This is a genomic window from Halorarum sp. SLYT50 (assembly GCF_059821265.1).
Genome location: NZ_CM187555.1, coordinates 2176710 through 2199101, shown reverse-complemented (window position 1 = coordinate 2199101; position 22392 = coordinate 2176710). Strand labels below are relative to the sequence as shown.

The window sequence follows — 22392 nt, the reverse complement described above, 5'->3', positions numbered from 1 at the left end:
CCGGCCGCGAGCGCTCGAGTCGACCGTGACTACCGTACCGCGCCCGCCAGCGCCACCGCCCCGACGAGCAGGAACACCAGCGCGACGAGCGGCTGACCGCCGGTGGCCGCGGAGTAGACGCCGTACGCGACGGCCGTCGCGACCGTCCCCACCGCGACGCTCGCGGCGGCGTGGACCGCGACGTTGCGCGTCGCGTCGGTCTCACGGCCGAGCTGTTCGCCCAGTCCGAGCGCGTGGTCGCCGAAGTCCCACGCGAGCACCGCCGCGACGCCGCCGACGAGCAGCGGGAGCGGGCCGACGCCCGAGACGCCCGCGAACAGCACGCCGCCGGCGAGCGCCACCGCGCCGAACCCGAGCGCGCGCCGCGACGGGGCGAGCATGCCGACGACCACGAGTAGGAACCCGAGGCCGGCGACCGCCCCCGCGGACGCGGCGAACAGGCCGGCCGCGACCGCCGCCACTCCGGCGGTGACCGTCGCCGCCGCCACCCCGGCGACCGGGGGGCGCTCGGTGACGGTCACCCCGACCACCTCGCGGCCGCCCGGTCGAGTTCCGTCGCCAGCGGTTCGTCCCCCCAGTCGACGACCCGGACGCCCGCGCGTCGCAGCGTCGAGAGCCGGTTCGCCCGCTCGACGGTCGCCAGCTGGTGACCCGGGGTGTCGTCGCGCGTCGGGTCGGGGCTGATGACCGTCACCGCGTGTCCGTACGCGTCCAGCCGGCGGGCGACCGTGACCGAGAAGTCGTCGGCCACGGGCGAGAACAGGATGACCTGCGCGTCCGCCGGGAGCCGCCGCCGGAACCGCCGCAGCCACGTCGTCGGGAGGAAGCGGTCGCCGCTCGGCGTCGGCGCGAGCGCCGGGTGGGTCGCGAGCAGGTCGCGCGCCGCGGCGCGGTGGTCCCCGCCGGTGCCCGGCGGGAGCCAGCAGTCGCCGGGGGCGAACGCCGCGACGCCGACCCGGTCGCCGGCGTCGACGAGCGCGGAGAACGACTGGCTCGCCGCGGTCACGCCCCGCTCAACCGCGTTCGGCTCCTCGGGTTCGGGCGCGAGGTACGACTCCTCGCGGGCATCGATACAGAGCACGACCGTCGCGGCGCGCTCCTCGCGGAACTCCAGCGTCGACAGCTCGCGCGTCCGGGCGTACCGCGCCCAGTTCACTCGCTTCGCCGGGTCGCCGTGGCGGTACTCGCGCGTCGAGTGGAACTCCAGCCCCGCGCCGCCCACGTCAGTCGGGACGCGGCCGGCGTACTGGGTCGTCAGCCCGCGGAGCGGGAGCGACGCCGTGGCGGCCAACTCGGGCGCACACCGCATCGTCGTCTCGACGGCCACCCGCTCGTCGTGCTCGCGCGACCCGCTCGGGTTCCGGGTGAGCACGTGGACCGGTCGCCACTCGTGTTCGCCGCGGACCGCGGTGACCGTGTAGCGCAGCGTCGCGGACTTGCCCGGGCGGAGCGCCGTGCCGAGGCGGGCGGGGTCCTCGCTGGCCAGCGCCGGCGGGACGCCGTCCACGAGCCGGAGGTCCGGGACGATACCGTCCCCGGCGTTGCGGACGCGCAGCGTCACCGTCACCTCGTCTCCGGGCTGGGGGGCGGGGTCGGACAGTTCGCGCGAGACGTCGAGCGTCGGCTGCGGCGCGGCGTCGCCGCGGGCGTACGCGGCGTACGCGACGCCGACCGCTCCCACGAGCACGAGCGGCGGGTGCTGGAGGAGCACGCCCAGCCCCACGGGGACGAGCGCGAGTCCCGCCACGCCGGCCCACCGACCGGTCGGGACGACGCCCGCCGGCCGGAGCTGTTCGGGGAGTCGCGGCGTCACCGGCGGGCCCCCACGAGTCGGGCGCGGACCGCCCGGACGCGCCGGCGCCCGGCGTCACGCGCCGCTTCGACGACCGCCCGGGGCCGGACGCGCGCCGCACGGGCGCCGCGTCGAGGCCGTCGTACTCGCCCTCGCTGGCCGCCACCAGCGCGGCGATGGTCCGCGTCGCCGCGAAGCGGAACTCGGCCTCGGAGCCGAGCACCCCCCGTATCCGGACGGACGTCGGCGCGACGCGCCGCTCGTCGTCGGCGAGGAACCAGGCCGCGACCGGGTCGGGCGTCCACGTCCCCTCGCTGACGGCGTCGTCGACGTCGGCGGCGGCGTAGTCGCCGCGCGCGCGGAGCGTCTCGTGGGCCACGTCGGTCAGCCGGGCGTGGAACTCGCGCCGGCGCTTGATGCTCGCTCGCGAGACGCCGCCCGCGTTCGACACCAACTGGTCGACGTCGTCGCCGGGGACGGGCGACTCGTAGCGCTCCTCCACGTCCGCCGTCTCGACCGCGCGCCGCTCCGTGTGTCGGCTCTCGTTGGCGAAGCGGAGGCCCTGCACGAGTGCGAGGACGCCGATGAGGGTGACGAACGCGTAATCGAGCTGGAGCAGGCCGGCGAGACCGCGCTGGACGAGCACGACGAACCCGAACAGCACGGCGGCGACCCCGACGGCGACCGTCGCTCTCACCGGTCACCTCCGGGGTTCGCGTCCTCCGACTGCGGCTCCTCGGACCCCGCGTCGGCGTCGCCGTACGTCTCCTCGATGTGCCGCAGGGCGGCGACGGCGCGCTCCTCGCGGTCCGGCGTCGGGTCCGCGCCGCCGTAGCGGACCTCCTCGAACACCTCGGTGAGCGCGAGCACGTCCTCGCGGTCCATTCCGGCCTCCACCGCGGCGGCCGCGAACTCCGCGGGGGTGCTGGAGCGCGGTCGGTCGACGTCGAGCAGGTCGGTCATCTCGCGCCACGCACGGTACACCTCGTTCTCCAGGTCCGCGTCGGACTCGAGGCGGTCGGCCGCCTCGCCCGCCGCCTGCCCGACCGCGGCGCGGCGTTCGGGCGCCGGGAGGTCGGGGTCCTCGTCCGCGAGTTCCTCGTCGTCGTCGCCCGTCGAGACGAAGAAGAGGGCGACGCTCCCGAGGATGGCGAGGACGAGCAGGAGGCCGGCGAGCGCCGTGGGTGCCGACAGCGCCTCGCCGGCCGCACGCATCCCGGACGACCCGCCGCCGGTTCCGAGCCCCGTCCGGTTCACGGCGGAACTGGCAGACGAGAGGGCGAGTTCCGTGGGTTGCCGCCCGCAGGAGACGAGCGCGAGGTACAGCACGCCGAACGGGAACAGCGCGGAGACGACGAACATCCCGCTCAGGATGCTCGACCCCGTGGTCCGGTACATCGCCCCGAAGAACAGCGCGACGACGCCCAGGAGCGCGAGTTGGACCAGCGGACGCGTCAGGAACGGGACGCACACCGAGAGGCTCATCCCCTGCCCCTCGTTGTTCCCCCCGAGGTCGATACCGTCGGCGTTCTGGTCGCCGAGACCCCCGCTCCGCTCCGACGACCCGAACCCGAACCCGCCGCTGTCCGTGGTGGTCGTCGCGGAGTCGAGGGTCGCGGCCGAGATCCCGAGCGCGAGGACGGCGAGGAGGGCGAGGGCGGCAGTGAGCGCGGTCCGTTTGTCTACCACGACACGGAGTAGCAGGATTGCGGGGTTGAACCTTTCGACGGCGGGCAGCGGGGGGACACACGTGACTCGCCGGACGCCGCTGGTGGGCGAGACCGGTCGGGCACAGAATCGAACCGGCGGAAAGGCGACCGCTCCCTCCGAGAAGCGGTGCGCCGCCGAAAGCGGTCGGGCGGTGAGAGTGGTGGGATGGGGACTCGTCGCGGCGGCCGCGACGAATGCCGGTCGCCCGAACGCGCAGTTCGGTCCCGGGCGAGACCGACTGCACACACAACTGGCGGAGTGGGGTACTTCACCCTGACCGCTACACATCAAGGGGAGGACGCGGTGTGACCGTATCAGTATAGGGCACCTCACTCGTCGCCCGGTCGGGACGCGTCGCCGGGACCATCCGCCGCTGCGTCGGTGGCGAAGAGGACGTCGAACAGTTTCCGCTGACCGATGCGGATGTGTCGGTTCACGGTCGGCTGCGAGACGCCGAGCACGTCCGCGAGTTCCTGTCCCGTCGTCTCGCGCGGTCGAGCGAAGAAGCCGTGCCGGTACGCCGTGTGCAGCACCTCCTCCTGTCGGTCGGTGAGTCGGTCGGTCAGCGTCGTCCTGGTCTTCCACGACGGGTCGGCCTCCGGCAGGTCGCGTTTGGCCGCGAGCGACACGTCCGTACACTCCCGTTCGACGACGCGGACGAACCGTCGCGGGTCGGTTTCGCTGGGTACGTCGAGCACGAGTTCGAGGTCGGACTCGTCGACGACGGCCCGCCGCGGGACCGCGCCGTGCTCCGAGAGTGCGACGACGAGCGACCGGGGACCGAACATCACCGGGACCTCCCCGACGGCGTCGTCGACCGACTCCGCGGCCCGGACGTGCGGCCACGATTCGACCGCGTCAGCGACGACCGTCGTGTCGGTCCCCTCGACCGGACGGACCACCCCGCGTGCGGTCCCGTCCGCGCGCCGACTGAACTCCGTAGCGACGACGGCGTCGGGACCGAAGGGGGGCGCGTCGAGCGTCCCCTGGTAGACGAGTCGCGTCAACGCCGTCGGTGGCGACGCGAGCGCCGCGCGGGCGAGACCCGCGTGCCCCAGACCGGCGACCGACCCGAGCGTCGAGAGCGTGTCGACCACGTCCCGGAACGCGTCGGCCTCCGTCGCGGCCGCGCAGGCGACGCCGTACGCGACCCGGTCGTGCGCCAGCGGGACGGCGACCAGCGACCGGAGTCCCCGCCGCAGCATCGTCGACCGCCAGGGGGCGAACGGTGGGTCCCCCCGGAGGTCGGGGACGTACTGTACTTCGCCGTCCGCCGCCGCACGACGGGCGGGCGAGTCCGGGTCCGCTCCGGTCGCCTCGGCGAGCGAGTCGGCGTCCGCCGGGACGGCGCTCTCGACGAGTCCGCCCTGTGCGACGCGGGCGACCCACGCAACCTCGACGGGACCGAGCGCGGCCAGCGCCCGCCGGAACCGGGCGTCGACCGCCGCGCGCGTTCGGGCCTCGGTGACGGCGTCGACCGCCGCGCGGTTCAGGTCGTTCAGGCCGTCGGCCCGGGACAGCGCGGCCTCGCGCGCGTCGAGCGTCTCCGTCCGGTCGCGCAGCGTCGCCGCGCGGTCCGCGCGGTCGAGTGCGGCCCGAACGGTGCCGGCGAACAGGTCGAGCAGCGAGGCGTCGTCCGACCCGCGCGCTCCGTCCGCCGACCGAGCCGCACAGACCAGCGCTCCGTGCCGGCCGAGCGGCGTGGCCACGACCGTCCCGGTCTCGAGGGTCTCCGTTTGAGGGTCGTTCGACGCGAACGCCTCCCACGCCGCGTCCCCCGCGAGCGCGTCCGCCGGGTCGACCGGGAATCCCTCGACGCGTTCGACGTCGGTCGCGGTCAACCCGCCCTCCTCGGCCGGTTCGGCGACGAGCGCCAGCGGGAACGCGAGCGTCTCGACGGCCGTCCGGACGGCGACGCGACTGACCGCCGCCGGCGTGGACGCCTCGACGAGCGCCCCGGTCGCCTCGCTCAGGTCCGCGAGGCGGCGCTCGCGCTCCGGACCGGCGGCGGCGTGCCGGACGTACACCGACAGCCCTTCCTCCGACGGGTAGATGCGGACCGAGAGCCGCGTCCCCAGCGACTCGCAGCGCTCCTCGAGCGCCGTCGACTCGCCCGCGTCGAGGACGCGTCCGCACGCCTCGTGGAGCGCCCGTCCCGTCTCCTCCGGGAAGACGTCTCGGAGGTGCCGACCGACGAGTCGGTCCGGGTCGAGCAGGTCCCTCGCCCGGTCGTTGACGTACGTGACGCGCCGCTCACCGTCGAGCGCGAAGAACGCGTCGGTCATCCGGTCGAGGACCGTCCCGGCGTTCTCGGACGGCACGCCGGCGTCCTCGCGGTCGGTCATACCGACCCCTACCGTTCCACGGACCAAGAAGCCTCGTGGCGAGTGCGTACCCCGCGGCACGCGCCGGACGGCCCCGTCACGCCGTGTTCGGAGGTGAACCCGGAGAAACGGTGCGAAACAGTCGGTGTCGAGTGTCGCTAACGACGCCGCTGTCGTGCGGTTGTCTCGTGAAACAGTCCGCTGATGATAGAGGGACTCCGAAGGTTCCGAAGAGGCCCACGCCGACGACGGTGTTCCCCAGACCGGTCGTCGGGGGGCCATGCCACGCCAGGGCAGTGAACCTGCCCCGATGTCGGGACGCTGCCCCTCTAGCGGCGACGAACCTGGACGCCCTCGTCAGTGGGGGAGACGACGGCGTCCATGAGCGACGCGAACGTGTCGACCGTTCGGTCGTCGTGTGCACCCACGTCGAGATGGAAGTGGGTGAACGCGTCGACGGACGCGAGCCGGTTGCTCATCGCGTTGAGGAACCGGTAGGCACGCTGTCGGTCGACGTACTGCAGGAGCGCGGTGAGCGACGGGAGCCAGCAGACGGGGCGTCCGTCGGCCGGGTCCATCTCCGAGCAGAGTTTGTCGAGCGCGACGCCGACCTCGGTGAGGTTCGCGGGCGAGGACACCGTCTCGATAGTCACGTCTGACTCGGCGTCCGCCGCGATGGCCCCGTGAGGGGTCGCGTCGAGAACGTACACTGCTCGGTTCGTGCCGCGCACGCGGCGTTCCAGGAGGTCTGCGTCGGACTGGGTGAACGCGACGAACAGCACTGGGCCGTCCGTCCGCGGGCCGAGTCCCGACGCGTCCGTCCACAGCCCCGACCCGGACGCGCTGCGTGGCGCATCCAACACCAACACGTTAGCGGCGTCCGAGAGAGGGCGCGGTAGCGAGATATCCTCACCGACTGTCGACGGGTGCGGCGTCCCTGACATGGCATTCTCAGGGACGCGAACCAGGGACTAAAAGGTAGCAATCGGTCCCGATAGTTTCCCCCGTACAGACACAATTGTTGCACAGCGTTTCACGTGATAATCGGGGTAATCTTCTCATACCTCCCTGGAGAACGCCTGACTCGGCGGCTGACCTCGACGCCACCGTTCACCCTCGCTCTCGGAGGAACCAGACAATATTTCCGCATCCCATACCGCTCTGCAAACGGCACAACCGTCCAGCGGGCCGCGGCAGGTTACCCGGCCGGGCCACAACCCGCCCACGGACCCGCGCGGCGCGTACGAAACGGGTAGGGGTAACGAGGGAGGCCGGTCGGCACTGACCCTCGCAGTGCCCGGCGGGACGGCCGGCCTCGGTCCACGCCGAGCGTCGGCGCTGCGACACGCCGGGTTGAAAGACGGGGGAGAGTGACACGTCGGACCAAGCGTATCCACCAGTTACATAGGTATTTCGTTCGTTCAGCGGAGATAATTGCCGAATACCTTTCGACGTGCGTGAGCTTGGGCGACATGGCTGTTCGACGAAACGGTCGGGGAGTGTTGGAGACCAGAGGGGTGAAACGAACATCTAACAAAGTGATACACCGCCTATGCGTTCGGCAGGGAGACCCACCACCCTTACCCCATGCTCGCGTACCCCGACTCACCCGACCCACCCGGTGTCGACACCACGTTCAGCCTGCTGAGCAACGCACGCCGTCGATTGCTGCTCCGAGAGTTACAGCGCGAGGGGACGGTAGAACTGCGCGACATGGCGCAGCGGATCGCCGCGGCGGAGCGGGACGTGCCGGTCGACGATGTCGAGTCCGGGGACTGCAAGAGCGTGTACGTCTCGCTGTACCAGACGCACGTTCCCCGGCTCGAGGAACACGACGTCGTACGCTACGACTCGGACGCCAAGACCATCTCGCTCGTCCGGTCGCCGGCGACCAAACGGCTGCTCGGAGTGACCGACGGTGGCTCCGACCGGTCGTGGCCGCGGTACTACGCCGCGGCGGCGCTGGTCGGTGCCCTCCTCCTCGTCGCCGTCACCGCGACGGGAGGAGCGGAGACGGCGTGGCGTATTCTAGGCGTCCTGCTCGGCCTCGTCACCGTGGGAGCGGTCGCCGCGGAGACGGGTGCGAGCCACGCCCTGAGTGACCGTCTCTCCGACTTCGCCGACGAGAGATGACTACCGACGAGCGACAGACCACCCGAGAGCGGTTTCCCCGTCCACCAGGTGTGCCCTCCAACACGCAGCCCGACAGGGAACACGAGGGAAAAACGGATGTCAGCTAGACAACGAGAACGCAGCCAGGAGAATCGTAGCGAAGCTGCCGAGGCCGTCCGCGAAGCGGACTCCGAGGGAGGAGTCGGCCCGGGAGCGGGAGACGCGCCCGAAGGGTTGACACTCGACGAGGCGTTCAAACTGCTCCGGAACGAGCGACGGCGGGCGGTGCTCCGTCACCTCCGGACCGAGCCGGAGACGACGCTGAGCGACCTGACGGAGCACGTCGCCGCGGCGGAGGCCGGCACGACGCGCGACCAGCTCGGGTCGAAAGAGCGCAAGCGAGTGTACATCAGCCTCTACCAGTCCCACCTCCCCACGCTGGCGGACGCGGGCGTCGTCGCGTACGACAAGAACCGGGGGACGGTGCGGCGACTGCCCGCGGCGGACCAGTTGAACCGGCAACTCGACCGCCTGTCCGGTCAGCCGCCTGATGCGAGGCTCGACGCCGTCCGGTACGCCGCCGCCGGAGCCGGGCTCCTCGTGCTGGCGGGCGCGGCCGGTCTACCGCTACTCGGCGCCGTCAGCCCGCTCTGGTGGGCGGTCGCTGGCGTCCTCACGCTCTGCGGGCTCGCCGGGGTGACGTACGTCGAGTCCGACCGGTCCGAACGTCCATAGGCGGTCGCGGCAGGTCGGGTGTGGACGCCGAGACGCCGCGCCTCGGGGAACGGCGGGTGCGTCTCGCTCTCCCGGGCCACGAACGCGACCGCACCGCCGAACCGCTCCGCCGTTCCGGAGCGGACGTCGCCTACCTCCTCGTCGACCACCCCGACCGAACCGCCGTCCGGGGCGCCGGCGTCGTCGCCACCATCGCGTGCATGGCAGTAGCGGCGCGCGTTACGGCGCCGGCGTCGCTGCCCGAGACGCGACGCCCGACGGGAGACCGCCCCGCTGACCGAGGGCGTCGCGCGCGTGGTCGACCTCCCCCGCCGGAGCCGAGACACGCCGTATCACTACTGGTTTAATATCCGAAACGTCGATGTATCTCTCGGTGATTATCATGACGACAACCGAGACCAAGACGACGGAGCGCCGCACGACCCGGTCGCTCATCCACACCGAGGGCCTGACGACCACCCACTACGCGGCCATGGGGCTCGCCGCCGTGACCGGCGTCATCCACCTCTACCTCTACGCGACCCAGGGGTTCCTCCCGTTCCTGCTCGCCGGGCTGGGGTTCTTCGGCGCGGTCGGACTCCTGTTCCTGACCGCGAACCACTCGCTCGTCTACCTCGCGGGCGTCCCGTACACCCTCGTCCAGATGGGCGCGTGGGTCTGGGTCGGCATGCCCGACTTCGAACTCGGCGTGGTCGACAAGCTAGTGCAGGCCGCCCTCATCGTCCTGCTCGTGGTCCTCTACCGCCGCGACCGCACCGCGAAGCGCGCCCTCGAGTCCGAGACCGCGCCCGCGAACTGAGCGACCGACCCGTGATTTCTCGTCGCCCCGCCGCCGACCGTAGTTTCCGTACCCGGAGTGACACACATGACACCCGTTTCCATGACCAGACGACAGTTCACGACCGCCGCGGCCGCCGCGGGCACACTCGCGCTCGCCGGCTGTCTCGCCAGCGGGACCCCTCCCGACCCCGACGAGCCGACGCTCCCGACGGAGCCGGAGTACGGGACGTGGTTCGACAGCGCGAACGGCTACCGCGGGACGCTCGACTACCGCGGCCGCGACGCCGTGGAGGTCCGCGTCGGAGCTGCCAGCGACGCCGGTCCCTTCGCGTTCGACCCGGCTGCCGTCGCCGTCTCGCCCGGCACCACCGTCACGTGGCGCTGGACCGGCGACGGCGGCGTCCACGACGTGGTCGCGGAGAACGGCACGTTCCGCTCGGGTGACTACACCGGCCGGGCCGGTCACGCGTTCAGTCACGTGTTCGACGCCCCCGGCGCGTACAGGTACTTCTGTACTCCGCACCGGACGATGGGGATGCGCGGCGCCGTCTTCGTCGCGCTCGAAGCGTAACCACGCGACGCTGGCGCGCCTCGTTCGCCTCGTCGGGGAACGTAGGCGTTCTCGTTCTCCGCCGTCCACTCAGAACGACAGGTGCGACGTGGAGTCCGGACCGTCGTCGCCGTCGTCGACGCCGCCCTCGTGCGCGAACGAGTAGTCGTCGTCCGCGAGGTAGACCGTCCCGTCCTCGACGGCTATCTCCACGGCGACGAGCGTCGTTCCCGCGGCCTCCCCGTTGTCGCAGTGGCCCGAGCAGGCGTCGAACATGGAGCCGTGTTTCGGGCAGATGACCTCGCCGTCCCGCATCGCCGCGCCGCGTCCCCGGTCGAGACGGTAGTTCTCGTGCGTACAGCGGTTCACCCAGGCCTCGACGCCCGGGTCGTCCGCGCAGGGGACGAGGATGGCCTCCTCCTCGGTTCCGGCCGGGTCGGTGACGGTGAACAGCACCGACCCCCGCTCCGGCACGTCCTCGACGCTCGCCAGCCGCGTCCGCTCGCTCATGGCCCGTCGTAGACGCGCCGGTGGCAATAGCTGTCGGGTGCGGTCGGGTGGACGCGCGCCCCTCGCGGCCCGTCCACGGAACGCCGCCCGCTCCCCCCGCTTCGGCCGCCGCAGGGGGCCTGTTTAAGGTCGCGCCGAGGGAGTGACACGGTACGAACATGCGACAGGCGACGACCAACGACCGCTCGCTCGCGTCGTACGACGACTACACCTCCGCGTCGCGGCGCGAGCGGACGGCCGAGGCGGCCGCCACGCTCGACGGACTCCGCGTCCTCCACGTCAACACCACGGACTCGGGGGGTGGCGTCGCCGAGATGCTCGGCTCGCTCGTCCCGCTCTCGACGGAGGCGGGCGTCGACTCCGACTGGCTGGTGATGGACGCGCCCCCGGAGTTCTTCGAGACGACGAAACGGCTGCACAACGGCCTGCAGGGCGAGGACGTCCCGCTGACGAACGAGATGCGCGAGACGTACCGCTCGGTGACCGCCGAGAACGCGGCGGCGGTGCCTCCGGAGTACGACCTGGTCGTCCTCCACGACCCGCAGACGCTCGGGATGGTCGAGCGCCTCCGTGAGCGACTGCCGGACGCGCGCGTCGTCTGGCGGTGTCATATCGACCTCACCGACGCGAGCGAGACGTACGTCGAGTTCCTCGACCCGTACGTCCACCGGGTCGACCGGGCGGTGTTCAGCCGCGAGCAGTACGGGAGCGTCGTCGACGGGGTAGAGAAGTCGGTCGTCTACCCGGCCATCGACCCGCTGAGCGAGAAGAACCGGCCGCTCGACGACGAGGCGGTGAGAGGGGTGCGCGCGGACCTCGCGCCCCTGTTCGAGGGCGACGGTCCGCTCCTCGTGCAGGTGTCGCGGTTCGACCCGTGGAAGGACCCGCTCGGCGTCGTCGAGACGTACCGCCTCGTGAGCGAGGCGTACCCCGACGCGGAACTGGCGCTCGTCGGCGCGATGGCCGAGGACGACCCGGAGGCGGTCGAGGTGTACGAGGCGGTAGAGACCGAGACCGCCGAGGACCCGGGCGTCCACCTGCTCACCGACGAGCCGGACCGCGCCATCAACGTCCTCCAACGCGAGGCGGACGTGGTGCTCCAGAAGTCGCTCCGCGAGGGGTTCGCGCTGACCGTCTCGGAGGCGCTGTGGAAGCGCACGCCCGTGGTCGGGTCGGCGGTCGGGGGAATCCCGCTCCAGATAACCGACGGGGAGACGGGGTACCTCGTCGACCCCGAGGACTACGACGCGGCCGCCGACCGGGTCCGCCGACTGCTCGACGACCCGGACGAGCGGGAGAGGATGGGCGACCGGGGCAGGGAGTTCGTGACGGAGCGGTTCCTGCTCCCGCGCCTGCTCGTCGACTACCTCGACCTGTTCGCGACCGTCACCGGCCGGGAGTAGCGGGGTCGAACCGGTCGCGCGGAGCGACGGTCGCGGCGGGCCGTTGGTCGGTCGGCGCCCGGGTTCCGGTTCCGCCGACCGGTCGGACTACTCGGGCGTGACGGTCACCCTGACGACCTCGTCGACGGCCGGCACGTCGAAGTCCGGGTGCCGGTCGGCGACCGGGCGGACCTCGTTCACCGGGTCGTCGGGACCGGTGTCCGGGCCGGACTGTGCGAGCACCTGGTCCGGACCGGTTCCCGGCGCCGTGTCCGCCTCGGTCCCCGCGTCGTACAGCGCGAGGTGGTCGGTCACGTCGCCAGAGACGGGCGTCCCGCCCGCGAACAGGTCCAGCCCGCGGAAGCCGTAGAACCAGTCGTTCGACTGGACGAACATTGTCTCTAGCGTGAACTGCTGGCCGGGGCGGGCCGTCACCGAGAACTCCGCCGGGCTCCCGGGGACGATGGGACCGCCCGGGCCGGCGAAGCTCCCGCTGGCGGTCACGTCCGGGTCGGCCATCAGCGCGTCGACGAGCACGGCCGGCATCCCGTCCTCCGCGATGTCCTCCGTGCCGTCGTTCGCCGGGTCGCCGGGGGCGAACGCGGGGTTGTGACCGGTGAACACGGCGTACGCGCCGGGCGACAGCGGCACCAGCCCGTCCGCCCGGTCGGTGTCGAGCGTGCCGGGCGTCGAGACGTTCTCGATACGGACGGTGAACGTCTGGGTGGCGTCCCCGAGGAGGTACTGGTCGACCGCGTCCAGCACCTCGCCCATCGACGCAGGGTCGTCGACGGCCGTCTCGGCGACGTCGTCGTCGGTGCCGAACGGCCACGGCCGCCTCAGAGTCAACGTGCGGAGGTAGCCCGCGTGCCGGGCCTCGACGCTGTGGATGCCCAGCGCGACGGGAGTCAACTGCAGGTCCGTGACGTTGCCGCCGGCGGCGTCGAGTTCGGCCTTCGCGAGGTACGGGGCCGCGCCCGCGTACGCGGCGACGCCGAGGTCCTCGACGACCTGCGCGAACCCGACGAACACCTCCACGCCGTCGAAAACGCCGTCCGGGAACTGGAACCCGTCGGGCGCGGTCACGTCGGCGCCGAGCGAGTCGAGCGCGCCCTCAAGCGCCGTCACGTGGTACGCCTCGTGGTCGCGGATGTCCTCGAGGTGCTGGTACGTCGAGAACCGGAGCGTCGGGCGGGCGAAGTACTTCGCCACGTCGGACGTCTCGACCTCTCGCTCGTCGAAGACGCCGCCGCTCGACGCCAGGGCGTTCCGGTAGAGCGCCGCCTCGAACCGTTCGAGCGTGAGCGCGTAGTTCAGAATCTCCGGGATGGTCGGGTCCATCGCCGCCGCCTCGGCGTCCGCGTGCTCACCGTCCGTGTCCGACGTGAGTGCGGCCGCGCTCCCGGCGGTCGACAGCGCGGACGCCCCGAGTCCGAGCGTCGCCGCGCTCCCGAGGAGCCGTCGTCGCGACAGCCGTCCGGTCACTCGACCGAGGTACTCGGGGGTGCTCTCGTCGACGTGGCGGTGGAACACCGATTCGTCGCCGTCCGTGTGGGGGTTGCTCGGTGGCATAGCGGTTGTGCTGCTGGCACACCGGGAGAAAGATAGAATGGGTGATAGTTATAGTGACGTTGTGTATCGGCGATACACCCGACCGAAATCGACACAGACGGGTCGAATTGTTCGCACCTATCGAAAAGTAAATCATAGCTGAGGTGGGCGAGAATCGCCGCGCCAGCGCGGCGTGACCGACCGGCGGCCCGCGGTCCGGAATGGTCGATTAATGTTACCAATTGTCGAGATGAACGTCAGCATTTATCATACATAATCGCTAACCGGACCGGTGACACACTATGAGCGGAGGACCCGCGAACACCGAGGTGCACTCAGTTCCGGCGACCGAGCGGGAGGCGGAGCCGATCTCCGGACGGTACATCGCGACGGCGATGGGTGGGGGGTTGGCAGGCACGGTGCTGATGCTGCCGATACTGGTCGGGATTCCCCAACTGTTCGACCTGTTCCAGACCGAGCCCATCACGCGGTTCGCCGGCGTCGGCGAGTTCTTCGGCGTCGAACCGACGGTCGAACTCGGCGTCACACTGTTCCTGCTGGGAGGGACGATCATGTTGCCGCTCGTCTTCCTGGTGGTGGCGGCGTTCCTCCCGCCGGAGACGCCGCGGTACCTCCGCGGGGTGTCGTTCGCCACCATCATGTGGGTGGGATTCGCTCCGGCCTTCTGGCCGCAGGCGGGCCTCCTCACCGTCGGGACGTACCTGCTCGTCTCGCTGGTCGGCCACTGGGTGTACGGGGCGACGCTCGGACTGGTGCTCCACCGGTTGACCGGAATCCCCCAACACGAGGTGTGAGCGTGAACGTGAACGAGGCTGTGACCCACGACCGACGGACCACGGAGGGAGCATGTCGACGGTAGTTCCGAGCGTGGTCGCCGCGTCGCTGTTCGAGAGCGGCGTCGCCGCGCAGATAGACTTCATCCCGCGCGGGTCGCGGGTGTTCGTCTTCGACCGCATCTTCACCGTCTTCCTCGTCCTCGGGACGCTGGTGGGCGTCGTCGTCATCGGCTACATGCTGTACAACGCCTACCGCTACCGCGACGACGGCGGGGCCGACACCGGCGGCATCGACCGACCCACCCTCGGCGAACTCCCGACCGGGAGCGGGGGCGGGCGGAAGCTGTTCACGTCGTTCGCGCTGAGCACCGTCATCGTCGTCTCGCTCATCGGGTGGACGTACGGGACGCTGCTGTTCGTCGAGAGCGGTCCGCCGGCCGACGCCGAGAACGCGCTGGAAGTCGAGGTGGAGGGGTTCCAGTTCGGCTGGCGCTTCATCTACCCGAACGGCTACTCCGAGCGGGGAACCCTCCGCGTCCCCGAGGGGACGGCGGTCACGCTGCGCATCACGTCCGTGGACGTGTTCCACAACTTCGGGATACCGGGGCTCAACGTGAAGGCGGACGCCATCCCCAACCAGCGGACCGACACGTGGTTCACCACCGAGGAACCCGCGAACTACACCGCGCAGTGTTACGAACTCTGCGGCGTCGGCCACTCGTACATGACCGCGGACGTGGTCGTGATGGAGGAGGACGCCTACGAGCGGTGGTACGCGAACACGAGCGCGAGTTCCGGCAACGAGACGGCGAACGGAACGGCGACCGAGACGGCGACGACGACGGCGGGTGAGGGACATTGAGTCGAGACACTCGAGACCGAGACACGAGAACCGACGGCGGCGAGACGGACGGGGGGACCGCGGTCCGCGACGACCTCCCGCTGACCGAAGAGCGCATCGACGACTTCGAGAACGACGACCACACGAGCGACTTCCCCGGGAAGAACGCGGTCAGACGCTGGTTCGTCACGACCAACCACAAGGACGTCGGCATCCTCTACGTCGTCACGGCGCTGCTGTTCCTGGTGCTCGGCGGCGTGCTCGCGCTGTTGATGCGCCTCCAGTTGTGGGCGCCGCGCGCGCCGAGCGAGGGGTTGCTCTCGGCGGCCGCGTACAACCAGGCGGTGTCCGCACACGGCCTGCTCATGGTGTTCTGGTTCCTCTCGCCGTTCGCGTTCGGCTTCGCCAACTACGTCGTCCCGCTCCAGATCGGCGCGAAGGACCTGGCGTTCCCCCGGCTGAACGCGCTCAGCTACTGGCTGTACCTCGCGTCGGGGATACTGTTCGGCGTCTCCTTCTTCCAGGGGAGCACGTACCCCGGCGGGTGGACGATGTACGCGCCGTTGAGTCTCCCGGTGTTCACGCCGGACGTGGGGGTGACGACGTCGGTGCTCGCACTGTTGCTGTTCGTCGTATCGGTGACGGTGTCGTCGGTGAACTTCCTCACCACGATGCACCGAATGCGCGCGAAGGGGTTGACGCTCCGCAAACTCCCGCTGTTCACGTGGACCATCCTGCTCACGGTGTGGATGATGCTGTTCGCGTTCGCGGCGCTGCTGGCGGCGCTGATGATACTTTCCGCCGACCGGATGCTCGGCACCACCTACTTCGCGCAGACCGCGCCCGCGGGGTCGCTCCTGTGGACCCACCTGTTCTGGTTCTTCGGCCACCCGGAGGTGTACATCGTGTTCTTCCCCGCACTCGGGGTGATGGCCGAGACGTTCCAGACGTTCACGGGCCGGCGCATCGTCGGGCGCAAGTGGTTCATCGCGGCGATGGTGCTGGTGGCGCTCCAGAGCTTCGTCGTCTGGATGCACCACATGTTCCTCACGAGCATCAACCTCCAGATCAAGACGCTGTTCATGGCGACCACCATCGGCATCTCACTACCGTTCGACCTGATGGTGTTCTCGCTCATCTACACCACCATCAAGGGGAAGATTCGGTTCACCACGCCGTTCCTCTTCTCGTTCGGCGCGCTCCTGCTGTTCATCATCGGCGGCATCACCGGCGTCTTTCTGGGAGCCGTGGTGCTCGACTACGAGTTCCGCGGCACCTACTGGGTGGTCGCGCACTTCCACTACGTGATGGTCGGGGGCGTCACCGCGCTCATCGGAGGACTGTACTACTGGTTCCCGAAGATGACCGGGCGGATGTACGACGAGTTCCTCGGCAAGGTCCACTTCGCCGCGTACTTTGTCGGGTTCAACCTGCTGTACTTCCCCATGTTCGTCGCCTGGGAGACACCGCGGCGCGTGTTCGACTACGCGCCCGGCCTCGCCCCGTGGCACAAGATAGCCACTATCGGCGGGTTCATCCTGGGGCTGTCGTTCGTCGTGATGTTCTACAACCTCGCGAAGAGCGCGTTCGCGGGCGAGCGCGCGTCCGCGAACCCGTGGGAGTACTCGACGACGGCCGAGTGGGCCGTTCCCTCGCCGCCGCCGCTGGAGAACTTCCCCGGGACTCCGAGCTACGGCGACGGGAAACTCTCGTTCCTCGGCGTCACCGGGGAGGCGGACCGGCGGCTGGAGTCGGGCGCGGGCGACGTGCCCGCCACGGAACCGGACGGCGGCGTCGTCGCCGGCCACGGGGCCGCACACGGGGAGGCGACCGCCGACGACGAGGGGCACGCCAGCCACGCGAGCATCTGGCCGCTCGTGTTGAGCCTCGGCGCGTTCCTCACGCTTCTCGGCCTGTCGGACCTCACCGGAGGGAGCTTCAGTGACGGGATGACGGGCGACCTCTACGTCGGCATCGCGGCGCTGGGGGGCGTGGTGACGATGGGGTCGCTCGTGTTGATGTCGCTGGAGCCGTTCCACGGCCCGGACTTCGTCGAGGGGGAGGCGTGGCCGTTCGCCGGTCTCGACACCACGAAGGTGGGCGTCTGGATATTCCTCGCCTCCGACGTGGTGCTGTTCGGCGGCATCATCGGGGCGTACGTGTTCACGCGCGTCGCGTTCGGCTGGGAGGCGTGGGAGATAGTCCCGTCTGACCCCCTGCCGGGGCTGATGAACACCTACCTGCTGCTCACGAGCAGTTTCACCGTCGTCCTCGCGCTCGAAGCCGCCAAGAAACGGAACCGGATGGCGCTGGTGGCGACGCTGACGACGACGTTCCTGCTCGGGGTAGGGTTCCTGTTCAACAAGGCCATCGAGTGGAACCACCTGTTCCACGAGGGCCTGTGGCTCTCGACGAACGTCCGGACGTCGACGTTCTTCCTCACGACGGGCCTGCACGCCGCACACGTCATCGCGGGGCTCGTCATCACGCTGTACCTCGTCGCGCGCGCGTGGCGCGGGGCGTATCTGGAGGACAGTCGCTCGGTGGAGTACTTCGGGCTGTACTGGCACTTCGTCGACATCGTCTGGCTGTTCCTGTTCCCGCTGTTCTACATCCTCTGAGGTGACCAAATCATGCCAACAACCAAACTGTACACGGCGATATACGTCCTGTTGTTCGTCTCGGCGACGGTCCAGGTGCTCGTCGAGTTCGCCGAACTGGCCTACTGGACGGCGTTCGGTATCATCATCGTCCTGTCGCTGGTCAAGGCGGCCATCGTGGCGGGCTACTACCAGCACCTCCGGTACGAGCCGCGGTCGCTGTCGTACCTGCTGCTCATCGGCCTTGCGGCCGCGCTGGCGCTGACGCTGGCCGCGTCGTACTCCATCCTGGGAGGGACGGCGTGACGAGAGCCGAAGCGGCAGCCGACGAACGCGAACCCGAGCACGAGCCCCCGGCGGTCGGCGCGCGGGCGACGCTCTGGTACGCTCTGCTGTTCTCGGTGCCGGTCGGCGTCGGCGTGACGGCGGCTGTGACGCGCGTCGCCGGCGTGTCGCTACTCGCGCCGACCGCGGCCGGTCCCGGTCTGGCGGCCGCGCTCGCGCTGTTCGCGTTCGTCGTCCTAGCCGTCCGCACGGGAGCGCCGGACGCCCGGCACGGAGGGCGGTGACGATGGCGGCACGAACCCGAGCGGACGACGAGCGACGCGACGCAGTCGTGTTCGGGCTCTCGCTCGCGCTCATCGTCGCGGGACTCGTCGTCCTCCTCCTCGGCGAGTACGGCGGCAGCGACGCGTTCGTCGTCGGCGGGGGCGTCGTCGTCCTCGCCGGCGTCGGCGTCGGGACGGCGTACCTCGCGTGGCTCCCCGGCGTCGAGGGCGACGAACACGGCGAGAGCGGCGGGCACTGACGCGCCACAGACGCGCGCTGGTTCGACGTTCCCCGGACCGAGAGACGGGGGACAGCGAGGGGTTAGTCGTCGATGTGGCGTCGAGACAGACTGCATACCTACTACCCAGTCCGGCCGTCGGGTACGGGTGGCGGAGACACTGCGGCCGTTCTCGTAGCTCTGTTGAATCCCTCATCTGTTGATAGAAGCCGTGTGCTGCATACAGAGGGAGTATGCAGCACGATGGTCGGCGTCTATCTGGGCAAAGTCGAGTGGAACAGCTGCTCTATACAGGACGTATCTCGAACAGATGGCGAGGACGAGGGGCTGAACGTTCATCGATGCGTTAGTTCGGTTCACGGATGAAAGCGAGCACCTCGGTGACGAAGAGTTCGGGCGCGGTGTTCATCGCGACGTGCCCGTGCCCCTCGAAGACGATGACTCGGCTGTCCGGGAGCGCGTCGTTGACCGCCGCTGTCGATTCGGTGGAATACTGCGGGCTCTCGCTCCCAGCCAACAGTGCTGTCGGTGTGGTCATGGTTGCGAATCGAGCCGCATCGAGCTCGTATTCGCCGTTTGCGATCAACTCACGGTACGCTGTATGGGCCGCTGCCACGCGGGTCGGCCAATTCGGTGCCGAGCGAAGCGCGTCGACGTCCGTCGGTGTGAGCCCGACAGCTTCGAACATCAGCACGAGCGCCTGCTCATCCTCGCCGTCGGCCAGAAGAGCTTCCATTTCTGCGAGCACTCCCTTGGAAGCGAGTTCCTCAAGCTCGGCCTCGAAGATCACGTCCGGTTCATAGAGGACGAGTGTGCGCAGATTGTCCGTTTGCAGGGCCGCCTCCAGTGCACAGAGGGCACCATAGGAATGGCCGAGCAGGTTCACCGGTTCGTCGATCGACTCGACGAGGGCTGTCACATCCTCGAACTCTCGTTCCGGTTTGTACTCGGCGGCGTCACCGCTCTCACCGCGGCCACGACGGTCCATCGCGTAGACCGTGAAACGCTCCGCAAAGGCAGGAAGGACGGGGTCCCACCGCGTGTGATCAGCGGTCGTTCCGTGCACGAGCACGAGCGGCGGTCCGCTTCCGGTTCGTTCGTACGCGATCGGCGTACCATCCGCTGACATGACTGTCTCCATCGTTCCTCTGTCCTACTAAGAGACCGTCGAACTATGTTATCCTTCCGCACACCGTATACGGAACAAAGGCCGGTATGCTATTCACCGGACTATCTCCGGTGGAATCTCGGTGACGAATTTGTGCCCTGTCTGCAGCACGAGTCCCGAAATCGATCACCGTTCTAGGGTTTCAACAAGGCCGTTCTAATCGGAACGCAGGGCGAAACCGGCTCCGGCTGGTGGGGGCGATACGCGAGCGACCCCGGAACGCGCCCGGGCCGGCGGCGAAGTCGGACCTCCACGGTACGACCGTCCGGTACCACCTCGACGTCCTCCAGAACCACGGGGGCGTCAAGCCGAGCGGCGACCGGTACTGGGCGGTCTGACCGAGCGGACGAGCGCCTACTGGGAGTCGTGGAGGCCCTCACAGCCGGGAGCGACTGACGACGCGCCGACCCCTCGCGCTCGGGGAGTCCACCAGTCCGCCGCGCGTCAGCCGGCGACGCTGAAGCCGATGAGCGCGAGGACGACGAGCGTCGCGTACACCGCACCGAGCGCGAACACCACCTTCAGGTGGAGCAGGAACAGGTCGTCCTCCTCCGCCTCGACGGCCGTCTCGTACGCCGCTCGCTCCGCGGCCGTCAGGCCGTCGGCGTGCGCCTCCCCGACGTGGAGGTCCCGGGCCTGCTCCGTCCGGAACGGTCGGTCGCAGTGCGGGCACCGGGCGGCCGGCGGGTCGTCGTCGGGGACGTCCCACGCGGGAGTCGTCCGCTCCGTCGGACGAGAGGACGTGGCGGACACGGCTACGTCACCACCGGCGCGTACGGCTGCGCGAGTATCCACATGCTCGACATCGTGTACGCGACCATGACGACGACGAACGGGTACTGGCTCCGGATGGGGCGAGTCCGGCCGGGGAACAGCGCGAACGACCGGGCGTGTGCGACCCAGACGGCGAGCAGGTGTCCGAGCACGACCAGCGCGAGCTGCGCCCCGCCGAACCACGCCGGGACGAACAGCGTCGGGGAACGGGCGGCGACAGCGGATCGAGCGCGACGACGACGAGCGCGGGGGCGAGATTCAGGAAGTAGCTGGAGAAGTGCGCGACGTGGTAGCCCGCCGCGATAGGCAGTAAGGCCGGCGCGAACCAGCCCGCGACGTACTCGGCCGTCACGTACGTGTCGACCGTCCGTCGGGCCGCTCGCGCCGCGAGGAAGTACGTCCCGAGGAAGGCGGCGAAGCCGAACACGACGGTCAGGAGGTGGACGACGACCGGCGGGACGGGGTCGGAGAGCGCCCGCACGACGCCGTTCCACGCCGGCGTCGAGACGAGGCCGTCGTACGTCGTCGCCCAGAGGAGCGCGACGACGAACGCGACGTCGTCGCGCGAGACCGCCCCCGGGTCGCGCACGAGCGCCGCGCCGGGGAGCGCGAGCGCGAGGCCGCGCTCGGTCCGCTGGACGGGTGCGAGCCGGCCGTAGAACCGGAAGACGCGCGACACCGGGTCGACGTGTTCGAACCACGCCCCACCGTACCTCGCCGCGCCGCCGAGCGTGAACAGGGTGTACGCCGCCACGACGGCCGCGAGCGCGCGGGGGTTCTCCGCGAGCGGGCTCACCACCTCGACGAACACGAGTGCGAGGAGACCGGCGACGCTCGGCCACCCAGCCAGGCGCTCCGGGTACCGGTGGTCGCCGCCCGGAAGCCGCGCGGCGAGCGTCCGCCAGGGGTCGAGCGCGGGCCAGGAGTTCCCGACGAGGTACGTCGACGCCGCGTAGCCCGCCCACCAGCCGACCCAGACGACCAGCACCGCGAGGTTCCGCCCCGGCGACAGCGTGCCGACGGCGCCGAAGACGAGCACGACGACCAGCACGAGGACGCCGAACACGCGTGCGACCGTCCGGAGCGTCCCCCACGCCGACGGGACGCCGACAGTCGGTCCCCGGTCGGCGGCGGCGCGCAGGAGGTCGACGTCGGTCAGGAAGCTGGTGAACAGGAACGAGACGCCGACGACGCCGCCGCCGGTGGCCACCACCAGCCAGAACGGGACGGGGACGGTGGCGAGCGACCCGCCGAGCGCCCCCGCGTGCGCGACGGCCGGTCCGGCGAGAAGCGGAGCGCGAACAGGACGAACAGGACGGCGACGGGCGCGGGACGGCGGAGGACGGCCCACGAGCGGGGTCAGAACGCGCCGAGCAGTTTCGCCACGACGGCGGCGACGAGCGCCATCCCGAGGACCCACGACCCGAGCGCGACCGCCTGGGCGTTTCCCAGTCCGCGGTTGCGGGCGGTGACGACCGTCCCGTAGAACAGGTAGAAGCCGGCGGCCGCCGCCAGTCCGACGCCGATGACCAGCCCCGCGAGCGGCTGGACCCACTCCGGGATGCCGGTGGAGACGAACAGCACCGTCGCCCCCCCGAGCGTGAGCGTGGCGAGGAGGAACGCGACCACCCACACCTCGGGGCGGTGACTCACGCTGACCGCCGTGGCCGAGAGGCTCCGCTCCTCGCGGTCCGTCCGCCTGACGACCGGGAGCGACCGCCGTTCGCCGGTCCCGGTGGTGAACGCCGTGACCGCGACCAGCAGTGCGACGCCCAGTATCGTGCTCGCGAGCAGAATCACCTGTGCCATGTGAACGTGTACCTTCACGGACGACCATGCGACACAGCGGCTTAAACGTTCGCCAGCCCGCGCCGGGGTCGACCGCCTAAGACAAGGCCGTTTGTATTAACTCAAATGAGTTGGAAAACGTTTATGCCGGTGCTCACACACCAGTCGACACGGCAGCCACCCCGGCGGAC

23 protein-coding genes and 2 pseudogenes are annotated in these 22392 nt (G+C 70.2%); 13 read left to right on the top strand and 12 right to left on the bottom strand.

The features are described 5' to 3' along the window. Nucleotides 1-29: 29 nt before the first annotated feature. The 6 genes and pseudogenes from AC6RUA_RS11460 to AC6RUA_RS11435 all read right to left on the bottom strand — a co-directional run bounded on the left by AC6RUA_RS11460 (nucleotide 30) and on the right by AC6RUA_RS11435 (nucleotide 6770). The gene (locus tag AC6RUA_RS11460; RefSeq protein ID WP_499813143.1) at nucleotides 30-521 is read right to left on the bottom strand and encodes a DUF7519 family protein; all 492 of its coding nucleotides are present in this window, start codon (nucleotides 519-521) and stop codon (nucleotides 30-32) included. After that, the gene (locus AC6RUA_RS11455) at nucleotides 518-1813 is read right to left on the bottom strand and encodes a DUF58 domain-containing protein (RefSeq protein WP_499813142.1); all 1296 of its coding nucleotides are present in this window, start codon (nucleotides 1811-1813) and stop codon (nucleotides 518-520) included. Before AC6RUA_RS11455 ends, AC6RUA_RS11460 begins: the two co-directional genes overlap by 4 nt. A gap of 217 nt (nucleotides 1814-2030) precedes the next feature. Then, nucleotides 2031-2438 (bottom strand): annotated as a pseudogene (locus AC6RUA_RS11450) (DUF7269 family protein); the annotation flags it as partial. Between the two features lie 47 nt (nucleotides 2439-2485). After that, nucleotides 2486-3481: a DUF4129 domain-containing protein gene (locus AC6RUA_RS11445; RefSeq protein WP_499813141.1), complete on the bottom strand. Its 996-nt coding sequence runs from the start codon at nucleotides 3479-3481 to the stop codon at nucleotides 2486-2488. Nucleotides 3482-3831: 350 nt separating this feature from the next. After that, nucleotides 3832-5847, bottom strand: a complete 2016-nt coding sequence (locus tag AC6RUA_RS11440) for a helix-turn-helix domain-containing protein (RefSeq protein ID WP_499813140.1) — start codon at nucleotides 5845-5847, stop codon at nucleotides 3832-3834. A 308-nt stretch (nucleotides 5848-6155) separates the two neighbouring features. Then, a complete protein-coding gene (locus tag AC6RUA_RS11435) occupies nucleotides 6156-6770 on the bottom strand; it encodes a DUF7504 family protein (protein WP_499813139.1) in 615 nt (204 codons plus the stop codon). 643 nt (nucleotides 6771-7413) lie between these two features. Between AC6RUA_RS11435 and AC6RUA_RS11430 the strand changes: the two genes are divergently transcribed. The 5 genes and pseudogenes from AC6RUA_RS11430 (at nucleotide 7414) to AC6RUA_RS11410 (ending at nucleotide 10024) form a co-directional block, all read left to right on the top strand. Then, on the top strand, nucleotides 7414-7959 hold the full coding sequence (locus tag AC6RUA_RS11430) for a DUF7344 domain-containing protein (RefSeq protein WP_499813138.1): 546 nt from the start codon (nucleotides 7414-7416) through the stop codon (nucleotides 7957-7959). 96 nt (nucleotides 7960-8055) lie between these two features. Beyond that, nucleotides 8056-8673, top strand: a complete 618-nt coding sequence (locus AC6RUA_RS11425; protein WP_499813137.1) for a DUF7344 domain-containing protein — start codon at nucleotides 8056-8058, stop codon at nucleotides 8671-8673. A 20-nt stretch (nucleotides 8674-8693) separates the two neighbouring features. Further along, nucleotides 8694-8846 (top strand): annotated as a pseudogene (locus AC6RUA_RS11420) (HFX_2341 family transcriptional regulator domain-containing protein); the annotation flags it as partial. A gap of 209 nt (nucleotides 8847-9055) precedes the next feature. Next, on the top strand, nucleotides 9056-9472 hold the full coding sequence (locus tag AC6RUA_RS11415) for a hypothetical protein (protein WP_499813136.1): 417 nt from the start codon (nucleotides 9056-9058) through the stop codon (nucleotides 9470-9472). Nucleotides 9473-9538: 66 nt separating this feature from the next. After that, a complete protein-coding gene (locus tag AC6RUA_RS11410) occupies nucleotides 9539-10024 on the top strand; it encodes a halocyanin domain-containing protein (protein WP_499813135.1) in 486 nt (161 codons plus the stop codon). Nucleotides 10025-10093: 69 nt separating this feature from the next. Here AC6RUA_RS11410 and AC6RUA_RS11405 read toward each other — a convergent pair whose 3' ends face one another. Then, nucleotides 10094-10513, bottom strand: coding sequence for a Rieske (2Fe-2S) protein (locus AC6RUA_RS11405; RefSeq protein WP_499813134.1), 420 nt, complete (start codon nucleotides 10511-10513; stop codon nucleotides 10094-10096). A gap of 158 nt (nucleotides 10514-10671) precedes the next feature. Between AC6RUA_RS11405 and AC6RUA_RS11400 the strand changes: the two genes are divergently transcribed. Then, nucleotides 10672-11916, top strand: a complete 1245-nt coding sequence (locus AC6RUA_RS11400; protein WP_499813133.1) for a glycosyltransferase — start codon at nucleotides 10672-10674, stop codon at nucleotides 11914-11916. Between the two features lie 87 nt (nucleotides 11917-12003). Here the strand turns inward: AC6RUA_RS11400 and AC6RUA_RS11395 are convergent, their stop codons facing one another. Further along, nucleotides 12004-13467 (bottom strand): spondin domain-containing protein, encoded by a 1464-nt coding sequence (locus tag AC6RUA_RS11395; RefSeq protein WP_499813132.1) that lies wholly within the window; start codon nucleotides 13465-13467, stop codon nucleotides 12004-12006. A gap of 281 nt (nucleotides 13468-13748) precedes the next feature. Here AC6RUA_RS11395 and AC6RUA_RS11390 point away from each other — a divergent pair, with 281 nt between their 5' ends. From AC6RUA_RS11390 to AC6RUA_RS11365, 6 genes are all read left to right on the top strand, one after another. Next, on the top strand, nucleotides 13749-14261 hold the full coding sequence (locus AC6RUA_RS11390) for a DUF6789 family protein (RefSeq protein ID WP_499813131.1): 513 nt from the start codon (nucleotides 13749-13751) through the stop codon (nucleotides 14259-14261). A gap of 52 nt (nucleotides 14262-14313) precedes the next feature. Continuing rightward, complete coding sequence (gene coxB / locus AC6RUA_RS11385; RefSeq protein WP_499813130.1) at nucleotides 14314-15105, top strand: cytochrome c oxidase subunit II; 792 nt, start codon at nucleotides 14314-14316, stop codon at nucleotides 15103-15105. Nucleotides 15106-15185: 80 nt separating this feature from the next. Next, nucleotides 15186-17705 (top strand): cbb3-type cytochrome c oxidase subunit I, encoded by a 2520-nt coding sequence (locus tag AC6RUA_RS11380; RefSeq protein WP_499815441.1) that lies wholly within the window; start codon nucleotides 15186-15188, stop codon nucleotides 17703-17705. A 12-nt stretch (nucleotides 17706-17717) separates the two neighbouring features. Next, nucleotides 17718-17990: a cytochrome C oxidase subunit IV family protein gene (locus tag AC6RUA_RS11375; RefSeq protein WP_499813129.1), complete on the top strand. Its 273-nt coding sequence runs from the start codon at nucleotides 17718-17720 to the stop codon at nucleotides 17988-17990. Continuing rightward, on the top strand, nucleotides 17987-18253 hold the full coding sequence (locus tag AC6RUA_RS11370; RefSeq protein ID WP_499813128.1) for a hypothetical protein: 267 nt from the start codon (nucleotides 17987-17989) through the stop codon (nucleotides 18251-18253). Before AC6RUA_RS11375 ends, AC6RUA_RS11370 begins: the two co-directional genes overlap by 4 nt. 2 nt (nucleotides 18254-18255) lie before the next feature. Further along, nucleotides 18256-18492, top strand: coding sequence for a hypothetical protein (locus AC6RUA_RS11365; protein WP_499813127.1), 237 nt, complete (start codon nucleotides 18256-18258; stop codon nucleotides 18490-18492). A gap of 325 nt (nucleotides 18493-18817) precedes the next feature. On the opposite strand, the gene AC6RUA_RS11360 is transcribed toward AC6RUA_RS11365, so the two are convergent. Continuing rightward, the gene (locus AC6RUA_RS11360) at nucleotides 18818-19612 is read right to left on the bottom strand and encodes an alpha/beta fold hydrolase (protein WP_499813126.1); all 795 of its coding nucleotides are present in this window, start codon (nucleotides 19610-19612) and stop codon (nucleotides 18818-18820) included. A 218-nt stretch (nucleotides 19613-19830) separates the two neighbouring features. Here AC6RUA_RS11360 and AC6RUA_RS11355 point away from each other — a divergent pair, with 218 nt between their 5' ends. Next, a complete protein-coding gene (locus AC6RUA_RS11355; RefSeq protein WP_499813125.1) occupies nucleotides 19831-19977 on the top strand; it encodes a hypothetical protein in 147 nt (48 codons plus the stop codon). Between the two features lie 106 nt (nucleotides 19978-20083). Here AC6RUA_RS11355 and AC6RUA_RS11350 read toward each other — a convergent pair whose 3' ends face one another. The 3 genes from AC6RUA_RS11350 to AC6RUA_RS11340 are packed head-to-tail and all read right to left on the bottom strand — an operon-like array spanning nucleotide 20084 to nucleotide 22240. Beyond that, the gene (locus AC6RUA_RS11350; protein ID WP_499813124.1) at nucleotides 20084-20392 is read right to left on the bottom strand and encodes a DUF7410 domain-containing protein; all 309 of its coding nucleotides are present in this window, start codon (nucleotides 20390-20392) and stop codon (nucleotides 20084-20086) included. 7 nt (nucleotides 20393-20399) lie between these two features. Then, nucleotides 20400-21764 carry a hypothetical protein gene (locus AC6RUA_RS11345; protein WP_499813123.1) on the bottom strand — a complete coding sequence of 455 codons (1365 nt, stop codon included), beginning with the start codon at nucleotides 21762-21764 and terminating at the stop codon, nucleotides 20400-20402. Between the two features lie 8 nt (nucleotides 21765-21772). Next, nucleotides 21773-22240 carry a hypothetical protein gene (locus AC6RUA_RS11340; RefSeq protein ID WP_499813122.1) on the bottom strand — a complete coding sequence of 156 codons (468 nt, stop codon included), beginning with the start codon at nucleotides 22238-22240 and terminating at the stop codon, nucleotides 21773-21775. Nucleotides 22241-22392: the final 152 nt, after the last annotated feature.